Raw genomic sequence first — 24040 nt, 5'->3', positions numbered from 1 at the left:
GAGCTGCTACGGGTGGGTGTCGGTTCGGTCCCACTCGCCAAATTTCGGTCCGACTCTTTAGGGTGACTGACCGGTCAGTCATAATGGCGGCGTGACCCCGAGGAAGGTTGACAAGGATGCGCGGCGGCAGGACATCTTGACCGCCGCGGTGCGGGTTTTCGCGCGCCAGGGCTTTGCCGCGACCCGGATCGAGGATGTTGCCGCCGAGGCGGGAATCGCCAAGGGCAGTGTCTACCTGTACTTCGGCAGCCGCGACGCCTTGTTGGAGGCGGCCTTCCACGCTCATGCCGTGCGGGCCGCCGAGATACTGGCCCGCGCGGACACTGCCGGTGAGCCGCTGCAACGGCTGGCGGCGTTGATTCGGGCCACCGTACAGATGCTCGCCGCCGACGCCGATCTGGCCCGCCTCCAGTTGGACCTGTGGCCCGCTGCTGTGGGCATCGCGGGCGTATACCGTGACTACCGTGCAGCGATGGCGGACCTGCTGCGCCAGGCCAAACTGAGGCGGGGGTTGGATCCCGACCGCACGGCCGCGGTGATTGTGGGCGCCGTCGAGGGCTGCCTGGTCCAGTGGCTGGTAGATCCCGGCGTCCCGCTGGCCGACTTGACCGAGCCCATCATCGATGTCTGTGTCAACGGGCTGACATGAGTAGAGTCGACGACGCGCTCATCGGCCCTGGCGCCACCGTGGGCGATCGGTTCTGGTGCTACGGCAGCGCCACCGTCGGCGCCGCACTCGCGCTCACGCTGGCCGCCCGCCAGGGCTGGCCATGGTGGACCATCGCCACGGTCACGGTGGTCGCCTTCGACCTGTACGGCGGCGCCGTGGTCAACGCCACCGCGGCGGCCAAGCGCCGGTTTCACGCGCCGACTCGCAAGTCCAGGCACCATCTGGCCTTCGTCGCCGCCCATGTGCAACCGTTCGTGATGGCCTGGCTGGTGCCCGGTTTCACCTGGGTGACCGCTGCGGCGATCTACGCGGTCGCGGTCGCTGGTGCGGCACTCGTTCTGAAGGCACACCGGCCGGCGGCCTTCGCCGTCACCGTCCTTGGCCTGACGCTGGCACCCACGCCCGACGCACTGTTTTGGTTCACTCCTGTGCTCTTGATCAAGCTGCTCCTGTCCTACCTCGATCCCACATGACACCCGCAGCCGCCGCCTGGGCCAACGGGTGGGACGACCTGGTCGTCCCGGAGCCGGTCTCGACGCCGGTGACCGGGAAGGCGGCGTTTCGGCCTCTGTCGGCGTACGGACTCAGGTGCACAACCGGGTACGGCTGGGCGTACACCCTGCGGCCGGGGTGATCCGTGCGCCGCGGACTGCGGCGGTGCCTGTGTCAGATGGAGATGTCGACGGGTGGGCGTAGCGGGGCGAGGCGCGCGAGCGCGTCGTGCACCGGGTTCTTCCGGAAGGCTTCCACGAGCTGGCCGTCCGGGTCGCCGGAGCCGTCGAAGTCGGGGAAGGCGATCTGGTCGCACGCCGCCTGGAAGCGAGGCCCCCACTTGCGGGCGCCGAGCCGGGCGGTGACCGAGCAGTTGTCCACCATGTAGGCGACGTCCCGGGCGTGCATGTATGGCAGCAGCGAGTCCACCGCCTCGATGACGGACTCGTTGACGATCTCCGACCAGGGGTGGCCACGCTCGGCAAGCAGGTCAACCTGGGCGGTCAGCATGGCTAGGAACGCGCCCGCGGTGAACGGTTCGACCGGCAAATCCCGCTCGGCGCGCCGGGCCCGTACGGCCGGGCCGGCTGCCCACATCGGCGAGCCGCTGATCGGTGCCATCGGCCGTTCGGCCAGCCGCTGGGCGGCCAGCACCACGCTGCGCAACTCGTTGCCGGAGTCGACCTCGTCGTAGATCTCCGCGATCAGGTCGAGGGCCGGCTGGTAGGTGGCCGTGTACGCCCGGTCGAAGATGTGCCGCCCGGCCGGGTCGAGCCGGTCGCGGACGGCGGCCAGCCCGTCGGCGGAGATGGTCCGCGCGATGGGTCCGGTCACGTTCTCGCAGGAGCGCTCGTACGCCGTGTGCGGATCGTCGCCGGCGAGCCGGAAGCGTTGGTAGAGGCTCTCCACCAGTCCGTGAACGGCGCCGAGCAGGACCGCTCGTTCACCGACGATGTCGGAGCGGTACTCGTTGTCCAGTGTGGTGCCGAACGTGTACGGCGCGCCGAGCCCGACCGACCAGGCCAGCGCCCGCTCGACGGCCCGCCCGTCGTGGTCGCGGTGCACCGCGACGCTGCTGTTGATGCCGGCGCCGTTGACCTGTGCGCCCTGCACGTAGAGCCGTCGCAACGAGTCGCCCATGCCCTTGGGACAGACCGCGACGACGCTGATCCCGTCCGGGAAGTCGGCGCCGCTCTGGCGCAGGTGACCGACCAGGAAGCCGTGCGAGAGCCCCAGCGTCGTGCCCGGCCGCAGTGCGGCGAACAGCTCCCGGTGGTGCGCGGCCAAGGCCGCGTCGGAGACGAGCGTGATGACCAGGTCGCTGCTGGCCGCCACGGACAGCCAGTCGCCCAGTGTGCCGTCGCCGGTCCGGAAACCCTCGGCCCGCGCCGCGTCCGCCGAGGCGGAGCCGGGCCGCAGCCCCACTGTCACCGGGATCTGGCTGCCGGTCAGGGAGTCGCGCAGGTTCAGCGCCTGCGCGCGGCCCTGCGGTCCCCACCCGAGCACACCGATGCGGCGTACGCCGGCGAGGGCGGCCGGCAGCAACGGGAACAGGTGCCGCCCGCCGGGCACGATCGTCTCCGCGCCGCCGGGCAGGTCGACGCTTCGGACCGGGAAGATCTGGGAGGTGAGTGCGGCCATGACGCTGTTCTATCGGCGACAATGCTGTTTCAGCAAGCGCAACTATTGCAACGATGTGTTGCGAGGAGTGAAAGATGGATTCGCTCGAGCCGCTCCGGGTGTTCGTGCACCTGGCTGAGACGCTCAACTTCGGTCGCACCAGCGTGGAGCGGCACCTCAGCCCGGCCACCCTGACCCGGACCGTCCAGCGGCTGGAGGCACAGGTCGGCCACCGGCTGCTCGACCGCGGGCCGCGCGGCGTCGCGCTCACCGAAGAGGGCCGGCGATTCACCGAATACGCCCGGCAGGCACTGGCCCTCTGGGCGGACTACCGCCAACACGGCCCGGAGCCGGCCGGCCTCAGCGGCATCCTGCGGATCTTCTCGTCAGTGACCGCGGGCCAGGCAATCCTGCCCGACCTGCTGGCCCCGTTCCGCCGGGCCCACCCGCAGGTGCGGCTGGAGTTGCAGACCGGCGACGCGGCCAGTGCGATCGGCCGGCTCGACGAGGGCGCGGTCGACGTCACCGTCGCCGCGCTGCCGGCCCGCGTACCCGAACACCTCGCTAGCGCGCCCATAACCGAAACGCCGCTGGTGTGTGTCGTGGCCCGCACCGCCCGGCAACTGCGGGCCACCGCCCGCACCGGTAACTGGGCCGCGGTGCCCTTCGTCCTACCACGCGGCGGCCTGGCCCGCGACGCCGCCCGGCGCTGGTTCCGCCGCCAACGGCTCGACCCGACGATCACCGCCGAGGTGGACGGACACGAGGCGCTGCTCACCCTCGTCGCGCTGGGCATCGGCGCCGGCGTCGTACCCCGCCTCGTGCTCGACACCAGCGCGGTCAAAAACCGGCTCGCGGCCATACCCACCGACCCACCGATCGGCACCTTCACCATCGGCCTGTGCGCCCGCCGCACCGACCTACGCCGCCCGATCCTCTCAGCGCTATGGGCCTCGGTGGCCACAACCGGTCCCACCAACTGACCTACGCCGGACTGTCAAAAGAAGCCCGGCGTGTGCGCCACCTCCCTGCCGCCCGGCCCGGTCACCCCGCACAGCAGTGATCAGCGCCTCTACACGCTTCGGGTTGCCGAGCGTGAGTGACCGCGCCGCCGCCGGAGGCCATGTGCGACGAGTGCGGGCACGCCCAGCCCCGCGCCGTGGGCGACGAGGTCCCACCGACGCGACCGTGACCTGTGTCGGCCGCCGGCACCACCGGATACGCGCGGGCCGAAGCCGCCGCCCGTGCGGGCACGTGTTCGAGGTGCCGGCCGCCGCGTCCGTGGTCCTGTGCCCGTGGTGCTCGACCGCCCAGCCCGGACCCCGAACGCAGTGTCGACCTGATCGAGACGATCACCGGTGAGAGGCCGACGGTGGTGCTGACGCGGCTGCGTAGCCCAGGGGATCGATCACCCGAGCCGTCGGCGCCGTGCGGGCGCGGGTCGCCCAGGCGTACCGGGGCGCGAGCCGACGGAGGAGAATCCGTCATGGCGCCCCGATCAACGGCAATGGGCCCCGAGTCTGCCGATCGCATCAGCGCAGGCGCGCGACGCGACCCGTGCATGACGATCGGCGGGTGCGCGCCATGCGCAGAAGCCGACTCCGGACAATAGGGCACCGCGCTTGGCGCTGCCGGTCACCTGGCCGGGTCGAAGGCCCGGCTAGCGCGTACCCGATCGGCGGTGGGTCGTCCCAGACGGGCCGGTCGGTGGACCCTGCCTGGGTCAGCTCCCCCTTCGCCGGCGCCGGAGCGGTGTCACGGTTGCTGAGGGTGTCCGGAGCTGGTCTCGCAGGGCCTCGTTCTCGGTTGCGAGTTCGTTGATTACGACTGCGTAGGTCTGGATGAGTTGTTCGAGGCCCGCGCAGTGCTGGGCAAGTTGATCGCGTTCTTCACCGAGCCGGTTCCGATCTGCGCTCGTGGGAGGTACGGCGCCTTGTCGGGCGGCTTGGGCGAGTACTTGGAAGTGGTTGCGCAGATCGGGGTGGCGTTGAGCCACGACCCAGTACTTGACCTGGGCTTCGATGGCGAGTTGGACGACTGAGAGGTTGCCGGTGGAGTGGAGGGACGTCCCTGCGAGGAGGCGGTCCGCTGCGTCGAGGATCGCCGTGCGCTGCGGGTCGGTCTCGATGGTGGTCCAGGATTCGGAAGCGGTGGACATGCTCATTTCCCGTGGTCATGGCGGCGGATGATGGCGCTGAGCCGGTCGAGCTCGGCTCGTTCGCGGTGGTGACGTATCGAGGGTGCGAGGTGGTCGTTGGCGATGTTGTGTAGCTGTGCGGCGCGGTGCCGGACGTCTGCGATGTCCCGATCGGTGTAGGCGATGTTCTGGCAGGTCGGGCGGCAGTCGTCCTGGTCAGGTGTGCGGCGGACGTCGTCTTCGGCGGGGCGGAGTTGGCAGAGCGCTTTTGCGGGGTCGAACACGCAGGTCATGCCGCGGCCGGGGAAGATCTTTGGGAGTGGGTTGGTGACCAGGTCGCGGGCGTGTCGAGGGCTGCTCAGGACGCGGCCGGCGAACGTGTGTTGGGCGGCGGTGACGCGGTTGCGGTAGGTGTCCGCGGCAGGGCCGCTGACGGCTTCGCCTTCGGTGAGCGGGCGGTGGTTCTCGGCCAGGGTGTCCAGGCGCAGGAGCCAGTCTTCGTAGGCGTGCTCGTCCGGGAAGCCGGAGTCGTAGGTTCCGGCGTATCCGAGGGTGATTTGGACCTGCAGGTGGCCGTACTGGATCGCGCCGGCGATGAGCCCGCGCGGGCGGCGGACGATGTGCCAGGCGAGGGTGCGCCGGCACCGGGTCAGCGTGATCGCGCCGTGCGGGTCAGGTGGAATCTGTTCGGCGTGGAGGTTCTGGTGGCGGGCGTAGTTGTTGATCCAGTCGGTCAGGGCGGCGAGGTCGTTGGTGAGTTCCTCAGTGGTGCGGCCTTTTCCGAAGCGTGAAACGCGCTCTCAGAACGCAACTTGATTGATGAGCTCAGCCGTGAACGTGCTCAAGGTGTCGTCGTGCAACTCGGGCACGCTGGACGAGACCAGCACGGCCACGTCTCCCCCGTCGGCCGCGACGCCCCCGGCGGCCACCGTGCCACCCGCGACCTTGACCTGACCCACGCCAGGTGGTGAGTCGAGAAACCCCTGCAGGTCCTGAAGGGTCAGGTGCGCGTCACGCGCGATCTGCGGGGCGAGCAGGCTGATTGCGGCCGGGGCGCGGGTCGCGGTCAGGCGGATGCCGAGTTTGTCTTCGCCGACCCGATAGTCGCATTCGACGTACGCGGCCGCGGCCGCCTCGAGCGGGGGGAGCCCGTTTTGCTGCGCGGTGGCCGGGTCGTCGGCGGGTTTCTCGCTCTTCGACACCTCGGCGCTCGCGGAGTCCAGCTGCGCGGGCCGGTCGACAGCTACGGACCGCAGCGCGGCGGACAGGTCGAGCTTGATGGGACACCGCGCGGGGTCGATCTGGGTCGCCGCCTGCCGCACCGCGTCCACCGAGACCTTGTGCCCCGACTGCGGCTCGTCCTCCGCCCAGCAACCGCCGAGCACCATGATCCCCGCGAGCGCGCTCACGCCGGCCACCAGTAGACGCACGGTCATGTGCGTCAGACTATCTCCGCTGGTGCGCACCGTGACTGCGCATGGCACACCCGCCGTTAAACGTTCGGTAAATAAGCGGCAGCCAATTCGACGAAAAACCTAACGCGGCGCATTGAAAGAGGCTTCCCAGTCGCCGCCGGTCTAGCGCAGCTCCGGATCGCCGCAGCGCCAAAAGACACCGCCGGCCAGGACGACCACGCCGAGTCCGACGTGTTCTTCGTGGTCGAGGTCGGCACCCGCTACGTCCACGTACTCGGCGGCACCCCAAACCCCGACGGGGCCTGGACCGCGCAGGCAGCCCGCAGCCACCTGATGGCCCTCGGCGAGCATGCGGACCAGTTCAGGTTCCTCATCCGCGACCGCGCCGCCGCCGCGACCAATGTCGGTCGGGGCGGCGCCCCGACCCGCGGAAACCGCCCGCTCGCTACACACCCACGGATCGGATGGGACCCCGGCGTCGACCGCCGTGAGGCCCGGCGGCGGGAATCGCGGTACGCCACACAGGTGATCCCCCGCCCCCGCACCTGCCGGAATAGGCGGCCTCCGGGAACACATGCGGGCGGAACGTGGCCGGCTCGTCTCGTCGACCGCCTCACATATAGTGGTCCAGTCAGTTCGCCGGACGGGAGGACGCTGTGTCAGAGGTACTTCTCGACCTGGAGTCCCGTCCCGGGCATCCGAAGTCCGGCCGTCTTACGATGACCACCGACGGGCTCACCATCAACGGCGTGAGCTTTGGGTGGACGGAGATCGGCCGGGTCGGCTACCACGCCTCGGACATCTATGTCAACGGCGCGTACATGGGAGCCGTCTTCGTCATCCGGGTTGGAACCGCCGCCGCCACCGCGGTTTTCAGGCTGGACTCCCGCACGACGGGGGCCGTCAAGATCAATCGAAACTACGAGCAGCGCGACCACCATCAGGCGCAATGGACCAAAGCGGTCAACATCCTCGAAGAGAAGGTTTGTGGCCGCCTGATCAGTGCGGCGGTGGCGACCGTTCAGCGCGGCGGCACCGCCAACATCAGCGGGCTGCGAATCGATCCCCATGGCGTCCATAAAGGCCGGCTCTTCAGCAAGTCCCTCGCCTGGCAAGACTTCGCAGGCACGGATAAGCGGAATGAGTACTTCGTGGTGTTGGCCCACCGGGACGGCAAGGAGAAGCCGGCGATCAAGGTTCCCGTCAACGGGTGGAACGGCGTCCTGATACCCCGCATCATCACCGAGTTGGCTTCGAACGTTGGGCGGCAGCACTGAGAGCGCGTTTCACGTTGCTGTCAGTCGGGTGTGTTGAAGATGCGGCGTTGTTGGCGGGTGGCGGGTTTGGCTCGGGCAAGGCGGCGGAGCATGCCGCGAGGGCTGCCCAGCTGATCATGGCCTCTGATGTGCTGGGGTAGGTCTCGTAGTCGCGGGCCAGGCGGCGGTGGGCGGTGAACCCCAGGCCAGGGTTCGCTCCACGACCCAGCGGCGCGGGTGCACGACGAAGCCTTGCTGGTCGGCGGGTTTGCGGACGATCTCGATGGTGGTGCGCAGCAGGCCACGGGCCCAGTCGACGAGGCGACCGGCGAATCCGGAGTCGGCGAAGACGTGCCGAATGGGGGTCGCTGCGTAGGTGGCGAGCAGGGGGCCCTTGGCGCCGTCGCGGTCCTGCCAAGACGCGGCCAGGACCCCGGATGGGAAGTCAGGGGCCTTGCGTCCGGCGGGTCCGGCGGGCACCGGAGTGAGCCCGCTGGCCTGGCCACCGCGCGAGTGGCCAGGCCAGCGATTCGAACCGGCCGCTACTTCGCGATGCCGTACCGGTAGGCGCGGATCACGGTCTGCTCCACCGTGTTCCCCTCGCTGTCGGCGGCCTTTGCCCGCAGCGACACGAACCCGCTGCCGACCGGCTGGGGGACGACGACGGCGCCGTCCGTCACCGGTACCGGCCGCCACGTGACGCCGTCGTCGAACGACGCCTCCACGCTACGGCTGACCAGCTTGCCGGCCTGCGAGCCCGGTTGGGCCGTGATGGACATCGGCACGGTCAGCGGGCCACGCGCGGGCGCCCTGTTGTACTGGTCAAGCTTCGGGCTGAACCGGAAGGTCCACAGTGGCAGCGCGGTCGGTGCCTCCGCGGCGACCCGGCCGGAGCGGAATGTCCAGGCGATGTCGGTGCTCGTCGACAGGGCGGCGGCCGGGGGCCGCTCGGCGTGGACGCGCCTAAACGGCGCCGGTGGCCCGCGATGGCGCGTCCGGCGTTGTTTCGAACGTGGCCGTCTGGATCATGACACTGGCGAAGGCACACCCTGCGGTGAGAAAGGCACCGGGCAAAGCCGCCCCGCCTACCCACGAGAGCAATCCGGCCGCGCACGATGGTTCTAACTCGTTAGCGCCCGCAGCCACGTGTGTGCCGTGAGCGGGGAGAACGTCTGAGCCAGTAACGCCTGTGCTGGAGTCGATTGCCACGGAGTCAGCTGCTGCGGACATGCTCTCGTGGATGGAGCCGGCGAAGGCAGCGAAGTCGCTGCCGTTCGTCGGCGTAACGCGGTCCAGCGGCGAACCAACAGAATCCCAACACGTCGTGGTTATCGTCTGGACCTGGATCAGACAGAACATCGCCGATGGCCGAGGAATGTCGATGCCCCTCGTACGTCGACCAACATCACGAGGATGGGAACTCAGGATGAGAAGACTCAAACGGCTGGCGATCGGGCTGCTGTCGGCGGCGGCGGTCTTGTCCACGTCGGTTGTGGCGGTTCAACCGGCAGCGGCCGCGGCGGCCGCAACGGTCTCCCGGGTCGAGCAAGTGTCACTTGACGTCACGCAATGTAATCAGACGAACCACCATATTTACGTTGTTCGGGGCTCCCAAACCGGCGGGTCGATGTGTGGACCCGGATACTTCCTCGTCAACGCCTACTGGTCGGACGGGCACCAGGAGACGTTCATCATCGGTTGGGACCAGGCCGTTTGGCAGACCTACTCCAACCCCGCGCGTACGACATGGATCCCGTGGCGCTCCATGGGCGGAGGGTTCGTCGCCGGGCTCGACACGAGGAATCCCCTCAACCCCTTGACAATCCGAGGTTACGGTTTGAACGGCAAGCGCTACTGCAAGACGTACACCGGCGTCAGTCCAGGCTGGCCGACGAACTGGAGCTTGTGCGACCCGCTCAGCCCGTAATAGCTGTGGTCCGCTCGTTCAACCCATCCGGGGTGTCGCGCTGGGCCTGCACGACGACATCGAGCAGGGAGTCACCGGCTGCCCCGGACGGGGCAGCCGGTACTACCGGGTTTGGTTCTCGAGCGGCGCCCAGTTGCTGAGCGGCCCGGCGAACGAGGTCTGCCAACGGTGGTACGGCTGGCCGCCACGCCACCAAAGCAGCCGCGTCGGCAGCTGGCGCGGCTAGATCATGCAACGACGAATGCGCGTCCCGCTCGACCGCGACCACGAGAGCAACGTGCCGGCCACCCGGCTCGTCACCGCCGCACACTCGCGAGAAAGTGTTCAATCAATCGCACCTGCTGATCGCCAGACACGTTGGAAACCTTCAGGGTACGGTCGCCGATGGTCAGTCCGACGCTGCGCGCCGCCGACCGGGAACGGGACAGCCAAGACGCGATCGTATGAACGACGGCATGCTCGCAATTACGTCGGCCGATTCATCGCGCCCTGGGCATAGCCCCTTACCGGGCACTCACATCGACAACGCACACCTGCCGAGCGGAGCCCAGCTACCCATAGTGATGGCCGCACCGGCCGCTTACGCGCTCGATCAGCGGCAGATCAGTGCGTGTCGCCGGCGCTGTCGAGGTGGAGCGGCAGGACTGCGGCGGTCGTCACGGCCAGCTCGCGGTCGAGAACCTCATCCCGCGGGACGAACATCATTGCGTGGCCCTCGCCGACCACCACACCCTGTTGCCGAGCATCGGTCCGGCCGCGGAAAACGTGGACAGTCACCGTGTGCGGGAGGCCGGCCTCGTACGGGAGTGGCCGCTCCACAACGCACGCAACTCACCTGTCCTCAGGCCCGTCTCCTCCAATAACTCCCGGTGCGCCGCCTGTTCAGGCGTCTCGCCCGGCTCGACATGACCGCCTGGAAGGCTCCACTGGTTCGGAGAAGCCGAACTTTGATCATCGCGATGCTGCAGGAGTACCGCCTCCGAGGAATCGACGAGAAGCACCAGCGCAACTTCATAGGTCGCCATGGCGAGATCGTCCCCGGCCCGCTGCCAACCGGCACCACGCAGCGCATTCATCGCGGCCATGAGCGGATGCTCAGGGTCGGCGATGCCCGAGCGGCTACTAGCGAGCGTCGTCGACTGTTGTGCAGAACCGCGGAGCATTCCGCGGGAAACAGGACGTCGCACCGACTCTGACCTGCGGCAACGTGGAGCCGGAGATAGGGGTGGGTGCAGTTGAGCGACGTTCGACGCCGTTGGGCGCAGCTCCAGGCTGTTCACGGCACCCTGCTGCTCCCAATCTGCTCCCCGGTCCTGGCGTCGCGCCGGACCGCCTGCCGAGCCCAACTGGTGTCGGCCGGGACGGTGGCTGGCGGCTCGTCGTGGCCGGAGCCTGCCTCTCGGATGTTCCTGAGCGACTCGTCGCAGGCTCGGTGGAGCCGCGCCGTCGGACGCCGCACGTAATCCGCAGCGAATGAATGCGGCCCACGGCCCGGGTTCCCAGAGTCACGCGAAGGCGCAGGCGTCGGGCACAATCCCCCGATGGTGTTCGACTTTGGTATGGCGGGTTACCAGCCGGGTTGGCTCAACGGGGTCGACGAGATCGCCGACCGTCACGGTCACCGGCTGCAGAGCCTTGTCGGCCGCCGGTTGACCTCTACCTGGCTGGTGTGGGATGACGACCGCGACGAGTGGTTCGCTGACTGCCCGGTGGTGCTCGACTTCGCCGGAGAGCGCCTGGAAGTTAACCACCAGAAGTTCGACGATCTGTCGATCACGTGGAATTCGATCGACGTGACCCGGACGCCGGAGTGGCCGGCATCGGACGGCTTCCAGCTGCGGTGGCGCGATGATGTCCCCGCCGTGTTGGCGGCCCGGCGCGGGCAGCGGCTTGAGGTGGTAGAGCTTCTCGAGTGGGCCGGCGACGACCTGGCGGCCGGTACCGTGACCGTGGGCCTGAAATTCGCGGACAGCTGGCTGACCGTTTACAGCGCCCTGGACGAAAACGGGCTCGGGTTCGGCGACCTCCCGCCGGAGTACCGCCGACATCGCCTGGGATGAGCCCACACCATGGCAAGGTGACCGCCTCCTGGCTAAGCCATCCAAATTACGCGGCCCAACTTTCGCTGCACCACGCGCAGGAGCTTGATCGTCTCCTCATCAGAGATGCCAGTGGTGATTGACCAGTCGCAGCCAGAACCGATTACGTCGGGAGGCGTCGCTGAGTTCCTTCACTCTGTCGAGCGGGTCGAGACGCCGGGTCATGCCGACCTTCACCACCTTCTCGCCAAACGCGTCCAGTTGGAGATGACGTAGCCGTAGCCGGCGCGCAGCATTGGCGGCCCAGTAGTCCACATCCTCGATCGCGGTGTCGATCTGCGCCAGCCGCTCCTGCATCTGGGTGGCACCGTCGACGTCGCCCTTGACCTGCAGTGCGGCGAGTACGTTGGCGTAGTGGTGGCGCTCCTTGTCCAGACGAGCGCGCTCGCGTTCGATTTCCTGCTGGACCCGTCGCTCCTCCCGCAGTCGCGCCTTCTCCTCCCGCTCACGCTCCTTTCCTGGGCGACCTTGGTTTGGTAGTCAGCCGTGAGTTCCAACTCGCGCACCCGCAGCTGGTGGTAGTCCTCGGAGATGCGGATGTGCATCGTCTTGCCCAGCTTGGCGATGGTCGCCGCCGCCTTGCCCAACCGCTCGACGGCCGAGTCGAGCCGGTAGGGCTTCAGGCCGCGGACCAGGTTGTCCGCCTCAGCGTTGTAGGCCCGCAGCATCAGCTTGGAGAAATCTCGAAGCATGACCCGTCCCTCGGCCACGGAACCGTTCACCGTCCAGCCAGTCGCGGCTAGGACCGCTCCTCCTCCCCGCTTGGTCATGCCCTTGATCCGGCCCTGCAACTGAGCCAGAGCAGCCTGGTATGCGACCGCATCCGACAGCGGATGCCGGTACTCGTAGACGCCGGCCTTCTGCAGCAGCGCCGTCTCCTCGGTCACCACGACCAGCTCACGAAGCTCCAGCAACTGGCGATCCAGATCCGCCTTCTGCTCCTGAGCCGCCGCAGCCTGCTCCGCGATTTCGCGCTTCAGCCGCTCTCGATACTGCTCCAGCTATACCGCCGGCAGCACACCAAGACGGTTCATTCCACACGCAGCCGCTCCAGCTCGGCCCGCAGCTGCGTCACCTCCGCGGCCAACTCCCGCGCTTTGCCGCACGCTCCGAACAGCGGAATCTCAGCTTCGTCGGCACGGGGCATCGGAACGGACGAGGACACGGGGGCGGCCACCACCGGTGCGGCGGGCTGCTGTTGCGCGACCGGAGCCGCGGGCGGCGCTTCGGCACGTCACAGCTGCCATCCGGCGGCGGAGGCCCCCATGCTGGATCCGGCTTCCACCCAGGGCCAGGCACCCAACCCGTCGGCGGCGTCGGCCAATTCTGCGAGCATTAAAGTTGGCCGAAGGTCGGCGCCAGTTGTGGTCGCGAATTCTTGACCTGGGGGCGCTTGGCTCGCTGAGCTAGAGCCGTCGTGCCACGACCGGAAACCCCGCCGGGTACGTCCGAGGAAGGAATCATGCGGTTCGAAGTCTTGGGAACCCCGCGAGCCGTCGACGCATCTGGGTCGAGGGTGCCGGCCGGCGGGCGTCAACATCAGGTGGTGCTGGCGTGCCTCCTTGCCGCCGACGGTCGAACGGTCACCGATGGCACGTTGATGGAGACCCTGTGGGGTCACGGCCCGAGCAACAGTAAGCGCGTGGCACTACGGGTACTCGTCCACCACCTGCGTCGCAACTTGGGCACCGAATCGATCGTTCGTGCGAACGGTGGCTACCGAATGATGCTGGACGGCCACCAGCTCGACGCGAGCGAGTTCGTGGCGCTTGTCGAGAGCGCCGCACATGACGAGGCGCGGGGCCGGCTCGCCGAGGCACGCCGGAGCTACCGGAAGGCGCTCCGGCTGTGGCGCGCGCCGGAGGCGTACCAGGGCACTGCCGACACCGAGCTTGTACGGGCCGCCGCCGAGCACCTGGGCGAGCAGCGCATGATCGCCTTTGAAAGTTGCGTGGACATCGAACTCAGCTTTGGGCTGCACCGCGAGTTGTGCGCCGAGCTTGCGGCTCTGGCAACGGAGAACCCGCTGCGCGAGCGTCTCCAGGCACAGCTGATGCTCGCGCTTGTTCGCAGTGACCGCCGGGCCGAGGCACTGACCACCTACGAACGGACCCGGCGCCTGCTCGCCGACGAGCTCGGTGCGGACCCGGGCGCGCGGTTGCAACAGCTGCACACCGCGATCCTGCGCGGTCCTGCGCAAGCAGGTACACCGTCCGCCGTCTCCGATGCCGTTCGGCCGATGCAGCTGCCCGCCCCACCCAGCATCTTCGTCGCACGCGAGGATGAGCTCTCGATCCTCGACAGCTTGCACAAGAAGGTCGGTCCCGGCCAACGGCTCTGCGGCGCGATGGTCGTCACCGGTGCCGGTGGCATGGGCAAGACAGCTCTGGTTACCCACTGGGCCCGTCAACACCAGCGAGGCTTCCCCGGCGGGCAGCTCTACCTCGACCTCGACGACGGCACTCCGGCGGCGGCACTGGCCAGGAGCCTCATCGATCTCGGCGTCGCCCCTGACGATGTGCCGCAGCAGGCGGAGGCGCGGGCGGCGAAGCTGCGCACACTGCTGTCCAGCCGAACGGTTCTGATGGTCTTGGACAACGTGGGCACCGCAGAGCAGGCCCGGCCGTTCCTGCCCGGTAGCGGTGACAGCCTCCTGGTGATCGTCAGTCGAAATCGGCTGGACGGGCTCGTTGCCCGCGAAGGCCTTCATCTGCTGGTACTCACCCCACTGCCCGTCGAGCCGGCTACCCGTCTGCTTTCGGAGACCGCCGGGATGTCCGAGCCCGCGATTGGCGACGTCCGTACGTTGGTAGAGCTGTGCCATGGGATGCCGCTGGCCCTGCGGATCGTGGGAGCTCACCTGCGACTGGGGGCCCAGCCAGGCATCCTCGTGGCGGACCTGAAGGATGAGCGAACACGCATCGCCCGGCTCACCACCACCGATGGCGACGTCAGTGTGCACGCCGTCATCGCGCTGTCGTACCGGCGGCTGGCGACCCCGGACCGGCAGCTCCTGCGCCGCCTCGGACTTTCAGGTGCCGGTGCGATCCCGCTGGGTGCCGCCGCCGCTCTGGCCGGTGTCACGTCCGGCACCGTGCTGATCGGACTGATCGGCAGGCTCACCGCGGTCAACCTCGTCGCCCTCGAAGCGGGTCGAATCAGCCTCCATCAGCTGACTCGCATCTTCGCCCGCGAGCAGGGCCAACTCGAGGACACGTCGGCCGATCGCGCCAACGCGGAACGGCGATTGCTGTCCTGGTACGGGCAGGCAACCGGCGAAGCGCAGCAACGCATCCGGCCGACCGCAGGCGGACCTGACGGTAAGGGCGCCCCGGACCCGCTTCACCTTTTCCTCCCTGAACTGCCCGATACGGCCGCAGCCGTCCGCTGGGTCGACGCCGAGTCGGACACGATCATCAAGATGATCACCGAGCACGCTCAGGGGCACCCTGATCTCGTCTGGCCCCTCGCCGCGCACATGCGCGGCTGGTTACAACGCCGGGCCAACCGCGACACCTGGATCACCGTCACCGAGCGGGGGATCCGGGCCGCGGCCATGGCCGGCAGCAGCACCGGCGAGGCCACGCTGCAAGGGAGCCTGGGCGTGGCACACAGCCTCCTGCTGCACCGCGTTGAGGCCCGCGCCGCCTACCAGCGCGCCAGCGCACTGTGTCAACGTAACGGCGACCACGCCGGCCTGGCCGACGTCGAGGCGAGCCTCGGTGGGATGCTGGTCGAAAGCGGGGAACTTGACGAAGCGCTCCCACCACTGCTGCGGGCCCGGCACTCCGCGAACCTGCTGAATGACCCCGATCTCATCTTCAAGGTGGAACACAATCTCGGACTCCTGCATCGCCGGGCTGGCCGCCAGCAAGAGGCGCTGGACTCCTACACGTCGGCGCTGGCCGCGGCCGACCGATCCGGCAACCGGGACTGGTTGTCCGCGAGCGTCCACACCAATCTCGGCCGGCTGCACTTCTTGCGCGACAACGTCGACCTGGCCGAGACCCACTATGACACCGCCGTCCGACTCGCAAGGAGCACCGGCGACCGGATGCGGGAAGCCTGGGCCCTACACGGCTGCTCCGACGTCGCAGCAGCGCGACGAGACGTTCCCGCGGCCGTCGCGGCCATGCAGAAAGCCGTCACCATCCTCGAAACGCTGGGCGATCGTCGCCTCGACGAGATGCGTGCCCGACTGGCTGAGTTGCTCTCAGACGGCACCGCGGGACAGACAACGCCTGATCAGTAGATCTGCCGTAGGTGGGATCTGTCCGCCGTTTGATTCTGCCCGGGTCGGCGCGAACCCATCCGTAGTGGAAGCGAGTGGTGATGCAGGTAGCCGTGGTGCCTCGACGGGCTCAACGAGCTCGATCGAATTAACCCAAACAGAATCCAACATCGATTTAGCACGATCGTCCCTAACAGATGCCGCCCGCCCCGGGCCGGCACGGAGTCGTCGGCGTCGAGACGATGCCGCGAAGAGGGAGGACCGAGCCTTGTCTGCGGCCGAACCATGGGTGCAGTAAGAGCCGGATCTTGCCGGCGGCTGGTGCCCGAGTCGACGCGTTGATGACGCCTTCGGTTTCACCGAAGAGGTCTCCAGCCTGAAGGGCCTGGTCACAGCGTTGCCCGTGGGGTCGGTGTCTTTAGATGACGGAACCGCGGCGGACTCCAGCAGGCTCACCCGCAACGCTTCCCATCGATCTGCAGCAAACCTATAGGCGTGGCGTTAGGCGACCCAAGACGCCGGCCGGCGCCAGCCATCCCGGGAGCAGCGAAGCCTGACCACTTCGACCTCTACTGGGAGGTCAACCGCTCCGGAGCGCACCATCGTTGCTGCTCGGCGGCCTGGCCGGGACACATCTGGGTGACCTCTTCGCTACGGTGACCACTTCGCCGAGCTGCCCCCAATCTGCTCCCAACGCAAGGCCCAACCACCGCACCGATCGTTACCGCCCTGACCTGCTCACACTCCCTATCAGGCGACATAGAGAAGGGTTTAAGTCCGTCCAATGGCGTTGAGCACTCCGCGGTGAAGCCGGACGCTGCACCGACTCTGACCTGCGGAGATGAGAAACCGCAGGCAGGGGTGGGTGCAGTTGCGGGCCGTCGGGTGCAGTTCGGTGCAGTTGAAGGCCGTTCAGTGCACCCTGTTGCTCCCCACCTGCTCCCCCGATCCCCGGCTCGTAACTGGGCTGCGGCGGTCGACCCGCGGTGGATAGTCCCGCAGTCGTTCCTCGCCAGATCGCGGACGCTGGCCTGAGGTATGGCCATCGAAGCAGCGACCTCCCCGCAGCTTCGGCCATGGCTGACGGCGGGGCCCCACCGGAATGGGGAGCAGGAACAACCGGCGACGTATACGAACTCCCCTACCAAGGCTTGGAACGCACTAACCTCGAAGGCCGGCCTGCCCAACGTGCGGCGCCGGTACCGCACGTCACTGACCCAGGGATGGCAGCACCGTTCGAGCCGGGCCAGGCTCCGGGGAGCCCGCTCATCGTGAGCGGGTTCCCGAAACGGCTCAACCGGGGCCTAATAGTCAGCTGCAGCCACGCGGATCGCGGCATGAGAGCGAGTTGCGAGGCGCCGATTCGAGGCGCGGACCGGGGCTGGCTGAGAGTGCGGCCCCGAGCACTTGGTGAGGACCATGTGGCGCCTGTCGACTGGGTCGTTCCCGGCTCCGTCCTGCTCACCTGACGCCCCGGCGGGGAAAGTCTTGGGCTATGGGACAAGGAGCCAGCGACCGCGCTGGCCGCCGCTGGCGACCTTGGCGTACGCCACCGCCGCGTCTGCGAGCGAGACGGTGCCGGCCATGCGGAGCTGGAGCAGTCCGTCGGCAGCGAGTTGGAGCAGCTCGCCCAGTGCGGCACCGTCGGGCTGGGTGACAACTGACTTGATCTGGATCCGCCGTACGGCCTCGGCCGACTGTCCGGGATAACCGACATACACGCCACCGTCGCGCACCGCCGGGATCGCGTCGTTCTGCAGCGCGGCGGCGTCGAGCACGACGTCGTATGCCGGCCCCGGGAGTTCGTTGACGACCTGCTCGGCGCCGGCGTTGCTGACGAAGTCCACGTCACCTACCCGGGCGAGCCCGGTGACCCGCCAGCCGGACCGGGCCGCCAGGGCGACGGCAAATCCGCCCACGGCACCGGCCGCGCCGGTCACCAGCAGGCTCCGCCCCTCGGGCGGGCCGAGGAGGTCGAGCCCCTGGCGTGCGGCGAGTGCGTTGAGCGGTATCGATGCTGCGGCCAGAGGATCGAGACCGACGGGCACGCGGGCCGCATCGGCAGCCGCGACGACAATGCTCTCCGCGTGCGCCCGGCTCCGGGCGGCGGGGTCGCGATCGAGGGCAGCTACCCGATCGCCGACGGCGAAGCCGTCGACCTGGGCGCCGGCTTCGATGACGGTCCCGGTGAGGTCCGAGCCCAGGCCGGTCCCGCCACGCAGGCCGAACACGGCCCGGCCCCGCTCGGTTGCCAGGAAGACGTCGATCGGGTTGACGGCGGCGGCACTGACACGGATCCGCAGGTCCGCGGGGCCGAGCGGTGCGGGCTCGACGTCGGTGAGCACCGGCGTGTCGGCCCCGGCACGAGTGATGAGTGCGCGCATTCGGTTCCTCCTGCATTTTGTTTGCCACACCACCTTCGGTGACCTACATTCTTTTGGGAAGTAGGCACTTTGGAGTGTGGTGCGCACCTGGAGGTACGTCGTGGCGGCATCCGCCCAGCAGCCGAAGCCGCAGTTCAACGCCTTCGCAGCGAGCTGCCCCAGTAGGCGCCTGCTCGATACGATCGGCGACAAGTGGGTGAGCCTACTGATAGTCGCGCTCGGCCTGCGCGGTCCGCTGCGCTACTCCGAGCTGTCCTCGCAGATCGCGGGGGTGAGCCAGAAGATGCTCACCCAGTCCCTGCGCCGGATGGAGCGCGACGGCCTGGTGACGCGCACGCTGACGCCGTCGGTGCCCGTCCGAGTCGACTACGAACTGACCTCGCTCGGCCAATCGCTGCTCGGCGTGATGAGTCATCTCAAGGAGTGGGCCGAGGTGCACATGCCCCAGGTGGAGGCGGCCCGGGCAACATACGACGCGGCCACCCGTTGATTCGAGCCCTCTCGACGTAGCCGCCCGGTGTATCGAGGCCGCCCAGGCGAATACAAAGGTCGCCAGCGATGCGCGCGTGCATCGCCGGCCGCTATGCCCTGCCCATCCTCACCGACACCCGCCGGGACACTGTCGTCGACGCCGCACCTGGCCACGTCGCGGAGGTCCGCGGCCTGGCCATCGACCGCTCACGAAGGCACGTCCATCACGCTCGACCTCATCTCCGGCGCAACCGCGATCGGCCCGCGCTGGGACACCGGAGTCGCGGTGTATCCGGGCGGTGGCCTCTTGGCCACCCTGCAGAGCGATCAGGGTGCCACGCTGGTGCTCTTCTCTCGAGACACCGAGCCGGTGCTGCGGCCGATGCGGCGGGCGTTGGTCCTCGACTGCGACGGCTACGAGACACCTATCTTCAGCCCAGACGGGCGGCATCTCGCGGTGCGGGGCAACGCGTACGACAACTCGCTGGAGGTGTCGAGTTTCCTTGCTGCGCCGCGTTCTCGGCCTGACACTCGGAGACCCCAGTCCGGGGTACCCGTACCCGCAGGAGTGGCTGGACAGCATGAACGCCTGGTCGCGCCACAACGTCGCGTTCGGGCCATCTCCGAGCAACGCCCAGGAGCACCTCAAGACGGTGTTACGGCAACGTGGTCACCGCGCCGCGGAGCTGATCAGCATAATCCGCGAACTGGCAAACTCGGACAGGTCTCGCTCCTAGCTGACGTGGCTCGCCGCTGGCGCGGCCCATTGTGTACCGGGCTTCAGCCACTGAACGGTCACCGTAGGTGGCAGACGTGTGATCGGACAACACGCACGATCGGCAGCAGACATCCCATGTTTTGTTTTGTCAAGCGGTGGGTTGAAGGTGGGCCCAGGCGGTGGCTTCGTTGTAGGTGGTGCCGGTTTTGAGGCAGCCGTGGAGGATGCCGACGAGGCGGTTGCTGAGCTGCCGCAGGGCGGCTTGGTGGCCGGTGCCGCGCTGGCGCAGGGATTGGTAGTAGATGCGGGCGCCGGGTGAGCCGCGCATGGCGCAGAACGCCCACTGGTGCGCAGCGTCGGCGAGGCGCCGGTTGCGGGCATAGCGGGCCAGCACGACGCGGCGGCTACCGGAAGCGCGGGTGATCGGTGAGGTGCCGGCGTAGTTGCGGCGGGCTTTGGCGTCGGTGTAGCGGTGGGAGTCGTCGCCGAACTCGCCGAGGATCCGGGCGCCGAGCACTGGACCGAGGCCGGGCAGGCTCAAGTAGCGGTCAGCGTCCCGGTGCCGGCCAAAATGCTCGGCCACCACCTTCCCCAACTCTGCGATTTCGACATTGAGGATGTTGATGAGCTGGACCTGGCTGGACACGATCGCCGCGTAGGCGTGTTGCACCGGTCCAGGTTGGCGGAGCTGGTCTTGGCGCAGCGTCTGCTGGATCGCGTCGGCCTTAGCGTCGAGCTTGCGGCGGCCGGCGCGCCGTGGCGCGGCAACGATCGTCAGCCTCGGTAGCCGGGCGGCCCGGTCGGGGTCTGGTGCCCGGTCCAGCAGCTCCAGAGCGTCGCTGGCGGTGAGGTCGTCGAACGCCTCAAGGGCGGCGGGGAAGAATTCCCGCAGCGCGGCGCGCAGCCGTAGCACCTGACGAGTGCGGTCCCAGATCAAGTTCTGGTGTGCGCGGGCTACCAGCTTGACTGCTTCGGCGGCTGGACTGTCACCGGCGACCTCACGGTGGTGGGCGTGGTCCAGGCCGACGATCTCGGCCAGGACGTGGGCATCGCCGGCATCGGACTTGGCGCCGGAGGTGGAGTGCCGTTCCCGGTACCGGGCAACCGACATCGGATTGATCGCATAGACGCGGTAGCCCGCGCCGAGAAGTGCCTGTACCCAGGTACCGCGGTCGCTCTCGATGCCGACACAGACCCGGCCGGCTGCCTGCGCCGGGTCGAGCTCGGCCCAGGATGCCGGCATCGCCTCGGCGATGAGCGCGTGCAGCCGGGCAATTCCCTCGAGGCCCTCGGGCAGCCGGTCCCGAGCGATCCGCCGTCCATCGTCGTCAAGCAGCTCGACGTCGTGATGATCCTCGGCCCAGTCGTCTCCTATCCACATCATCTCCTTCCTCCACTGCGGGCAGTCCGGGCGATAGCGCGGAGGAGACGCCAGCGATCTCATAGTCCAGTGCTCACCGGTATGCAACCAGGGCACGTCATCCCATCAGCCGTTACATCTCCTCACGACCAGCGGGCGCACGGTCTGCCGCAAGACCTCAACCAGGGTCAGATCCGAAGAGTGCTGACCCGCCGACCGCTCCAGCAACCATCCTGCATCCGCAGGCTGACAAGAACCTATGAGATCCGGATGCCGCAGCGCACGCGTCTGCGACGGCAGCCGGCTCATCCTCTGGCACGGCGAGGACGTGCCGCCCGGCGACGACCCGGCCGGGCCGATGACGTCGTCGCTGCGGGTGGTGCCGCTCTCGACGGTCACCGAGGTCGGCTGCCGGCGGCGGCTCATCCGGCGGCCCAACGGGCAGACGCGCACCGACTCCATCGACGTCTACCTGCTGTTGACCTCGATGGACGAGGGCGCCCCGACGGAGGAGCACCACGTGCCCCGGCACGACGCGCTGCGGTTCGGGAAGACGCTCGACGACGGTGGCGCCGGCCAGATCGCGCGGCTCGAGGAGTTCGCGCGCCTCGTGGCCAGCCTGGTCGGCCGGCCTCTCCTATAAGGCCTGTTTCCCCTTGAGGCCCGGTTCTTCCCGTTCTGGAGCGCATCGCCGGTTCTTGCGGGCGCCCCCTTCAAGGGATTAACGGGCGTCCATGTCGGTGCTAGCGTCCGGCATACGCCGGGCGAAGGCACGGGGCTTTCCGCCGGCGCAACGGGGAGGAGCCCGCGATGGGTTCTCGATTCAAGGCCGTCGCCACGGCGGTGGTCATGGTTGTCCTGGCGAGTGGCGGCGTGCTCGCCGCGACCGCCGGACCGGCCGGCGCCGCCGTGCCGACCTGCAACGAGGCGACCCGCAAGTACAGCGTGTCGAACCAGTACATGTTCATCCCGGTCTACTACTCGACACTCAGCCCCCAGTGCAACATGCGCCGGGGCAACAAGAACAACGCCGTGAAGTACCTGCAGCGGGTGATGCGTGACCAGTACGACTACGCCATCGCGGTCGACGGCGACTTCGGCCCGGCGACGGAGAACGCGTTGAAGGCTTTGCAGCGGCGGCTCGGCATCAGCGCCGACGGGGTGTACGGGCCGCAGACCCGGGACGCGATCTGTTGGCCGCTCTGGGAGTACCCGAACTCCTGCGGTTGGTACAACCGCTAACGGCAGGGGTCCCGCGAGGTCGGCCCGTCGCTGCGCGACGGGCCGACCTTCCGTCTTCCCGGCCGGCCACGGACGCCGGATGAGCCGCTCCCAGATCGCTGACCTAGGCCCTTGTTTCAAAAGGTTTATTGGCGCGGTCGCGTCTGGGAGCTGGCGTTAGTCTGGGGTGTGGCTGATGATCGCGTTCGCGGGCTGGTGGCAGCGATTGCCGACGGGGTGACGGCTACCGGGGAGCAGTTGCAGGGTTTGACGCAGTCCGAGGTCGACGAGATCGAACATGATCAGGCGGTGCCGCTCGTCCAGAGCTACCGGCGGTTCCTGGAGTTGGTGGGGCGCGGCGCCGGGCACTTTTTGCAGGGCAGTGATGTTTTTTACCCGTCGGTGCTGGGTTTGGGTCAGGCCGCTCGTGAGTTGTTGGAGGAGAACCGGGTCCCGTTCGTGTGGACCTCCGAGGATCGGGTGATCCTGATGCATCAGGGCTACCAGTTCGACTTTCTTCGGGGTACGGGCCCGAATCCCGAGGTCTGGTCCTACAGCGAAGGCACGACAGTTGGCGTGCCGGTCATCAGCTACTCCTGCTTCACCGACTGGCTGCAGGCGCAGGTCGAGCAGCAGACCCAGGCATGGGCTCGACTCGTACCCCGGTACGAAGCCGAAAAGGCGAAGCCGCCAGGAGAGCGACGACTGTTCTTCGGTCGGGTGAACCCGGATGGCAGCATCACCGAAGGGCTGTAGGCCGCTGTTCAAAGCCATTCGTTGATGGCCACGACGTGGAGTGTGGCCAGGTACCGGACGGCGAGCTTGTCGTACCTGGTGGCCACAGCCCGGTGCCGTTTGAGTCTGTTGATGCCGCACTCGACCGCGTGGCGCCGTTTGTAGATCTCCGGTTCGAAGGTTGGTGGCCGGCCGCCCTTAGACCCCTTCTTCCGCCGGTTGTCCGCCTGATCGACCTTGATCGGGATGGTGGCTGGGATGCCACGGCGGCGTAGGTGCTCGCGGTTCGCGCGTGAGCTGTATGCCTTGTCAGCCAGCACCCGATCGGGGCGGGTACGCGGGCGGCTACCGTCCGGGCGTGGTACCCGGATACCGGCCAGGACACGGGTGAACTGAGGGCTGTCACCGCGTTGTCCGGCGGTCAACAGCATCGACAGCGGCTTCTGGCCCTGCTCGCAGGCCAGGTGTAGCTTGGTGGTCCACCCGCCCCGCGAACGGCCCAACGCGTGATCGGCCGGCTCAGGTGCACCGACCCCGCCCGGCGGTTCGTTCTGCGCGTCGGGGTCGGTGCGGGCACCGGCTGCGTGCTGATGCGCCCGAGCGATGGTGGAATCGACCGACACGCCCCAGGTGATCAACCCACCAGCGTCCGCACGCGTCTGCAGCCCGGTCACGATATGCGCCCAGACTCCCGCGCGTTGCCAACGGCGGAACAGCCCGTACACCGTCTGCCAGGGTCCGTAACACTCGGGCACATCCCGCCACGGTGCACCCACCCGCACTCGCCACCGAATCCCGTCAATGAGCGGCCGCTTACTCCACTTCGACGGCCGGCCCGGCTTGCGCCCCTTGGGCAGCAACGGCTCCAGCGCCGCCCAGTGCGCGTCGGTCAGGTCGAACCGCCTCGTCACCGCTACCCTGGCCACGAGGTCTCCGTGCTGATGGTCTCCTTGGTCGATGAACCATCTACCGGAGACCTCGCTACATAACGATCACCGACACGCTGGCAGCTTCCACCAAACCCCCTGATCAGACCCTATGAAACACGGCCTAGTCCGAGCGCTCGGCGACATCGCCGCCATGCTGCGCGACGCCGACCCGAACGACAAAGCCGAGGTCTACCGGCAACTCGGACTGCGACTCACCTACCAGACCGAAACGCAAACGGTGCGCGCTGCAGTGGATCTCAGCGCGCACCGTGGGGTTATGGTTCGTGTCCGAGGGGGGAGCTGAACACATATTTAGAGCATCCACGCTTAGCGTGGGTGTTCATGCGCTTAACGTACCAACTCACGCGCCTGGTT

Annotated in this window: 22 protein-coding genes and 1 pseudogene; 12 read left to right on the top strand and 11 right to left on the bottom strand. The window is 68.1% G+C overall.

Translation table 11 applies throughout. The features are described from left to right. Nucleotides 1-91 precede the first annotated feature (91 nt). Both ACQEUX_RS02910 and ACQEUX_RS02905 read left to right on the top strand, forming a co-directional pair. Nucleotides 92-649: a TetR/AcrR family transcriptional regulator gene (locus ACQEUX_RS02910; protein WP_433040655.1), complete on the top strand. Its 558-nt coding sequence runs from the start codon at nucleotides 92-94 to the stop codon at nucleotides 647-649. Beyond that, nucleotides 646-1143, top strand: coding sequence for a hypothetical protein (locus tag ACQEUX_RS02905; RefSeq protein ID WP_433040652.1), 498 nt, complete (start codon nucleotides 646-648; stop codon nucleotides 1141-1143). The genes ACQEUX_RS02910 and ACQEUX_RS02905 overlap by 4 nt, the downstream gene beginning before the upstream one ends. 193 nt (nucleotides 1144-1336) lie before the next feature. Here the strand turns inward: ACQEUX_RS02905 and ACQEUX_RS02900 are convergent, their stop codons facing one another. Continuing rightward, entirely contained in the window at nucleotides 1337-2803 is a 1467-nt protein-coding gene (locus ACQEUX_RS02900) for a hypothetical protein (RefSeq protein ID WP_433040649.1), read from the bottom strand. A 74-nt stretch (nucleotides 2804-2877) separates the two neighbouring features. On the opposite strand from ACQEUX_RS02900, the gene ilvY reads away from it, so the two are divergent. Then, nucleotides 2878-3765 carry an HTH-type transcriptional activator IlvY gene (gene ilvY / locus ACQEUX_RS02895; protein ID WP_433040646.1) on the top strand — a complete coding sequence of 296 codons (888 nt, stop codon included), beginning with the start codon at nucleotides 2878-2880 and terminating at the stop codon, nucleotides 3763-3765. A gap of 740 nt (nucleotides 3766-4505) precedes the next feature. On the opposite strand, the gene ACQEUX_RS02890 is transcribed toward ilvY, so the two are convergent. Further along, nucleotides 4506-4940 carry a hypothetical protein gene (locus ACQEUX_RS02890; RefSeq protein ID WP_433040643.1) on the bottom strand — a complete coding sequence of 145 codons (435 nt, stop codon included), beginning with the start codon at nucleotides 4938-4940 and terminating at the stop codon, nucleotides 4506-4508. A 125-nt stretch (nucleotides 4941-5065) separates the two neighbouring features. Here ACQEUX_RS02890 and ACQEUX_RS02885 point away from each other — a divergent pair, with 125 nt between their 5' ends. Beyond that, nucleotides 5066-5710 carry a hypothetical protein gene (locus ACQEUX_RS02885; protein WP_433040640.1) on the top strand — a complete coding sequence of 215 codons (645 nt, stop codon included), beginning with the start codon at nucleotides 5066-5068 and terminating at the stop codon, nucleotides 5708-5710. Between the two features lie 9 nt (nucleotides 5711-5719). Here ACQEUX_RS02885 and ACQEUX_RS02880 read toward each other — a convergent pair whose 3' ends face one another. Beyond that, nucleotides 5720-6328 (bottom strand): hypothetical protein, encoded by a 609-nt coding sequence (locus ACQEUX_RS02880; RefSeq protein WP_433040637.1) that lies wholly within the window; start codon nucleotides 6326-6328, stop codon nucleotides 5720-5722. Nucleotides 6329-6496: 168 nt separating this feature from the next. Further along, nucleotides 6497-6787 (bottom strand): hypothetical protein, encoded by a 291-nt coding sequence (locus ACQEUX_RS02875; protein WP_433040634.1) that lies wholly within the window; start codon nucleotides 6785-6787, stop codon nucleotides 6497-6499. 266 nt (nucleotides 6788-7053) lie between these two features. On the opposite strand from ACQEUX_RS02875, the gene ACQEUX_RS02870 reads away from it, so the two are divergent. After that, nucleotides 7054-7611 carry a hypothetical protein gene (locus ACQEUX_RS02870; RefSeq protein WP_433040631.1) on the top strand — a complete coding sequence of 186 codons (558 nt, stop codon included), beginning with the start codon at nucleotides 7054-7056 and terminating at the stop codon, nucleotides 7609-7611. A gap of 114 nt (nucleotides 7612-7725) precedes the next feature. Here the strand turns inward: ACQEUX_RS02870 and ACQEUX_RS02865 are convergent, their stop codons facing one another. Continuing rightward, nucleotides 7726-8070, bottom strand: a complete 345-nt coding sequence (locus ACQEUX_RS02865) for a transposase (protein WP_433040628.1) — start codon at nucleotides 8068-8070, stop codon at nucleotides 7726-7728. Between the two features lie 62 nt (nucleotides 8071-8132). Beyond that, entirely contained in the window at nucleotides 8133-8369 is a 237-nt protein-coding gene (locus ACQEUX_RS02860) for a hypothetical protein (RefSeq protein ID WP_433040625.1), read from the bottom strand. 461 nt (nucleotides 8370-8830) lie between these two features. Here ACQEUX_RS02860 and ACQEUX_RS02855 point away from each other — a divergent pair, with 461 nt between their 5' ends. Then, complete coding sequence (locus ACQEUX_RS02855) at nucleotides 8831-9517, top strand: hypothetical protein (protein ID WP_433040622.1); 687 nt, start codon at nucleotides 8831-8833, stop codon at nucleotides 9515-9517. Between the two features lie 773 nt (nucleotides 9518-10290). Here ACQEUX_RS02855 and ACQEUX_RS02850 read toward each other — a convergent pair. Next, on the bottom strand, nucleotides 10291-10602 hold the full coding sequence (locus ACQEUX_RS02850; protein ID WP_433040620.1) for an NUDIX domain-containing protein: 312 nt from the start codon (nucleotides 10600-10602) through the stop codon (nucleotides 10291-10293). Nucleotides 10603-11058: 456 nt separating this feature from the next. On the opposite strand from ACQEUX_RS02850, the gene ACQEUX_RS02845 reads away from it, so the two are divergent. After that, entirely contained in the window at nucleotides 11059-11577 is a 519-nt protein-coding gene (locus ACQEUX_RS02845) for a hypothetical protein (protein WP_433040617.1), read from the top strand. Between the two features lie 212 nt (nucleotides 11578-11789). Here the strand turns inward: ACQEUX_RS02845 and ACQEUX_RS02840 are convergent, their stop codons facing one another. Beyond that, complete coding sequence (locus ACQEUX_RS02840) at nucleotides 11790-12530, bottom strand: DUF4041 domain-containing protein (protein ID WP_433040614.1); 741 nt, start codon at nucleotides 12528-12530, stop codon at nucleotides 11790-11792. A gap of 548 nt (nucleotides 12531-13078) precedes the next feature. On the opposite strand from ACQEUX_RS02840, the gene ACQEUX_RS02835 reads away from it, so the two are divergent. Next, nucleotides 13079-15868: a BTAD domain-containing putative transcriptional regulator gene (locus tag ACQEUX_RS02835; protein WP_433040611.1), complete on the top strand. Its 2790-nt coding sequence runs from the start codon at nucleotides 13079-13081 to the stop codon at nucleotides 15866-15868. Between the two features lie 1472 nt (nucleotides 15869-17340). On the opposite strand, the gene ACQEUX_RS02830 is transcribed toward ACQEUX_RS02835, so the two are convergent. Next, a complete protein-coding gene (locus ACQEUX_RS02830; RefSeq protein ID WP_433040608.1) occupies nucleotides 17341-18231 on the bottom strand; it encodes a zinc-binding dehydrogenase in 891 nt (296 codons plus the stop codon). Nucleotides 18232-18331: 100 nt separating this feature from the next. Between ACQEUX_RS02830 and ACQEUX_RS02825 the strand changes: the two genes are divergently transcribed. Next, nucleotides 18332-18721 carry a winged helix-turn-helix transcriptional regulator gene (locus ACQEUX_RS02825; RefSeq protein ID WP_433040605.1) on the top strand — a complete coding sequence of 130 codons (390 nt, stop codon included), beginning with the start codon at nucleotides 18332-18334 and terminating at the stop codon, nucleotides 18719-18721. 847 nt (nucleotides 18722-19568) lie between these two features. Here ACQEUX_RS02825 and ACQEUX_RS02820 read toward each other — a convergent pair. Continuing rightward, a complete protein-coding gene (locus ACQEUX_RS02820) occupies nucleotides 19569-20804 on the bottom strand; it encodes an IS110 family transposase (RefSeq protein ID WP_433049560.1) in 1236 nt (411 codons plus the stop codon). A 262-nt stretch (nucleotides 20805-21066) separates the two neighbouring features. On the opposite strand from ACQEUX_RS02820, the pseudogene ACQEUX_RS02815 reads away from it, so the two are divergent. From ACQEUX_RS02815 to ACQEUX_RS02805, 3 genes and pseudogenes are all read left to right on the top strand, one after another. Continuing rightward, a pseudogene (locus ACQEUX_RS02815) lies at nucleotides 21067-21423 on the top strand (hypothetical protein); the annotation flags it as partial. A gap of 167 nt (nucleotides 21424-21590) precedes the next feature. After that, entirely contained in the window at nucleotides 21591-22022 is a 432-nt protein-coding gene (locus ACQEUX_RS02810) for a peptidoglycan-binding domain-containing protein (protein ID WP_433040602.1), read from the top strand. 168 nt (nucleotides 22023-22190) lie between these two features. Next, nucleotides 22191-22757 (top strand): hypothetical protein, encoded by a 567-nt coding sequence (locus tag ACQEUX_RS02805; RefSeq protein WP_433040599.1) that lies wholly within the window; start codon nucleotides 22191-22193, stop codon nucleotides 22755-22757. Nucleotides 22758-22765: 8 nt separating this feature from the next. On the opposite strand, the gene ACQEUX_RS02800 is transcribed toward ACQEUX_RS02805, so the two are convergent. Next, complete coding sequence (locus ACQEUX_RS02800; protein ID WP_433049557.1) at nucleotides 22766-23647, bottom strand: IS5 family transposase; 882 nt, start codon at nucleotides 23645-23647, stop codon at nucleotides 22766-22768. Nucleotides 23648-24040: the final 393 nt, after the last annotated feature.

Origin of the sequence: Micromonospora sp. CA-259024 (assembly GCF_050936255.1) — a bacterium.
Taxonomy (GTDB): domain Bacteria; phylum Actinomycetota; class Actinomycetes; order Mycobacteriales; family Micromonosporaceae; genus Micromonospora.
Note: the sequence above shows the minus strand (reverse complement) of the source record. Positions and strands in the feature narration are given on the sequence as shown.

What these genes read in the sequence shown, in the direction of transcription:
- ACQEUX_RS02835 (WP_433040611.1), top strand. Translation starts at nt 13,079, where the DNA reads ATGCGGTTCGAAGTCTTGGGAACCCCGCGAGCCGTCGACGCATCTGGG.
- ACQEUX_RS02860 (WP_433040625.1), bottom strand. Translation starts at nt 8,369, where the DNA reads ATGTCCATCACGGCCCAACCGGGCTCGCAGGCCGGCAAGCTGGTCAGC.
- ACQEUX_RS02845 (WP_433040617.1), top strand. Translation starts at nt 11,059, where the DNA reads ATGGTGTTCGACTTTGGTATGGCGGGTTACCAGCCGGGTTGGCTCAAC.
- ACQEUX_RS02890 (WP_433040643.1), bottom strand. Translation starts at nt 4,940, where the DNA reads ATGTCCACCGCTTCCGAATCCTGGACCACCATCGAGACCGACCCGCAG.
- ACQEUX_RS02870 (WP_433040631.1), top strand. Translation starts at nt 7,054, where the DNA reads ATGACCACCGACGGGCTCACCATCAACGGCGTGAGCTTTGGGTGGACG.
- ACQEUX_RS02855 (WP_433040622.1), top strand. Translation starts at nt 8,831, where the DNA reads ATGGAGCCGGCGAAGGCAGCGAAGTCGCTGCCGTTCGTCGGCGTAACG.
- ACQEUX_RS02900 (WP_433040649.1), bottom strand. Translation starts at nt 2,803, where the DNA reads ATGGCCGCACTCACCTCCCAGATCTTCCCGGTCCGAAGCGTCGACCTG.
- ilvY (WP_433040646.1), top strand. Translation starts at nt 2,878, where the DNA reads ATGGATTCGCTCGAGCCGCTCCGGGTGTTCGTGCACCTGGCTGAGACG.
- ACQEUX_RS02905 (WP_433040652.1), top strand. Translation starts at nt 646, where the DNA reads ATGAGTAGAGTCGACGACGCGCTCATCGGCCCTGGCGCCACCGTGGGC.
- ACQEUX_RS02850 (WP_433040620.1), bottom strand. Translation starts at nt 10,602, where the DNA reads ATGGCCGCGATGAATGCGCTGCGTGGTGCCGGTTGGCAGCGGGCCGGG.
- ACQEUX_RS02830 (WP_433040608.1), bottom strand. Translation starts at nt 18,231, where the DNA reads ATGCGCGCACTCATCACTCGTGCCGGGGCCGACACGCCGGTGCTCACC.
- ACQEUX_RS02820 (WP_433049560.1), bottom strand. Translation starts at nt 20,804, where the DNA reads ATGATGTGGATAGGAGACGACTGGGCCGAGGATCATCACGACGTCGAG.
- ACQEUX_RS02810 (WP_433040602.1), top strand. Translation starts at nt 21,591, where the DNA reads ATGGGTTCTCGATTCAAGGCCGTCGCCACGGCGGTGGTCATGGTTGTC.